Below are 1,643 nucleotides of genomic sequence, written 5' to 3' on the forward strand. Positions count from 1 at the left end.
CGGCACGTTCGATCCGCTGGCGCAACGGCGCCGCGCCTGGATCGGGCGGGGTGCGGCAGCCGCTTGCGCGGCGGCGGCATTGTTGGCCGGCGGGTTGTTCACCTGGTCCTATTTTGACAACCGCAACGCGATAACGGCCCAGGCAGGCCAGTTCGAAGCGCTGCAGACGCCGCTGACCTCCATCGCGGCAACGCCGGCATCGGTGGAGCAGCCCGCCATGGACGGCGCGCTCGGTGCGATGGACGCGGTCGCAACCGCCCGGACAGCACCGCCTGGCGCCGCCCAGGATCTACTGGGACCATCGGCCTCCGCGGAAATGGTGCGGGCGCAGACCGACACGTACGATCATGCCCTGCGCAATATTCTTGAGCCACGCATGATCGCCTTGCTCGAGGCGACGATGTGGCGGCAGATCCGCGACCCGGATTTCATGCTCGGAGCGCTGAAAAGCTATCGCATGATGACGGGCCTGTCTCAGATGGATCCCGATTACGCCCAAGACTGGTGGGCGAACAGCTTGCCCGAATTCGCGGCCGCGGCACCATTTCCGACCGCCGATGCCGAAGAGCATCAGCTTGCCGCCATCCGCCGGATGACGGTCGACGAGAGCTATGTCGCGCCCGACCAGGCCCTGGTTGCCGAAGCGCTGAAAACGGTGTGTACCATTTCGTTGCCGGCGCGCGCCTACAAACAGTTGCTGGCCGATCCGGCAGTGGCCGGGCTCAAGGAGTGGATCCCGGCGAATTTCGCCGGCCCCAACGGCAGCAAGGTGTTCGCGCGGCGTTCCGCCAAGACGCTTCGCGTCGGCATTTCCGGAGCATTCACCTATGCCGGCTTTCACGACGTCATTCTCGATCGCATCGACGATGTCGCCGCACAGGCGGCGCTCGATCGTGCCGTTTTCGCTGGCGGCTGCTCAGAGAACTCCGAAACCTCGGTCTCGGCGCTGTCCGAGGATATTCTGAAGCCCTACTATGACGACTATATCGCGCAATGGGACAGCTTCCTGCGCGACATGAGGCTCGCGCCATTGACCGATCTCATCGTCGCCAGTGAGAACCTCAAGGATCTTTCGAGCGCCGATTCCGCGCTGAAGCGCCGGCTGACGGCAGTGGTGCAAGAGACGGAGCTCACCCGTTCGGATGACGCGCCCGCCGGAGATGACAAGGCGGCAGCCAAAGGCGGCTCGAAACTGCTCGGCAAACTGGGCAAGCTTGGCAAGATAGTGAAAACAGGGGCAAAACTGTTGCCACGGGCGGGTTCGGCCAGCGAGGTGGACCTGACCGGCAATCTTGTGGCCGAACATTTCAAACCACTCAAGAGCACCATTGCCGAGGTCGATGGCCAGCCGCCGGCACTGGATGCCGCGGTCGTCGCGCTGACCGCGCTATCCAACGTGCTGCAGACGGTCACCGCGAACCCCAATCCGCAGGATGCTATCAAGAAGCAGGGCGGCCTTGCCGAACTGACGGGAGCGGTCGCCCGGCAGGCACAGATCCTGCCCGACCCTATCAGCAGTTGGCTGGGCGGGATTGCCGGCGACACCAGCAATTTGACTCAGAAGGCGGTCACTTCGGAGCTCAACGCCATCTGGCGGGCCGATATCCTGCCTTTCTGCCAGGCGGCGCTGAACGACCGCTATC

General features: G+C 64.2%; 1 protein-coding gene. It reads left to right on the plus strand.

Annotation, left to right across the window (positions count from 1 at the left end; all coding sequences use genetic code 11):
* Nucleotides 1–1,643: type VI secretion system membrane subunit TssM (gene tssM, locus EOA22_RS32855; RefSeq protein ID WP_127390568.1), on the plus strand; the 1,643-nt coding region annotated here is incomplete at both ends.

The organism is Mesorhizobium sp. M7A.F.Ca.US.014.04.1.1 (genome assembly GCF_003998745.1).
GTDB lineage: Bacteria > Pseudomonadota > Alphaproteobacteria > Rhizobiales > Rhizobiaceae > Mesorhizobium > Mesorhizobium ciceri.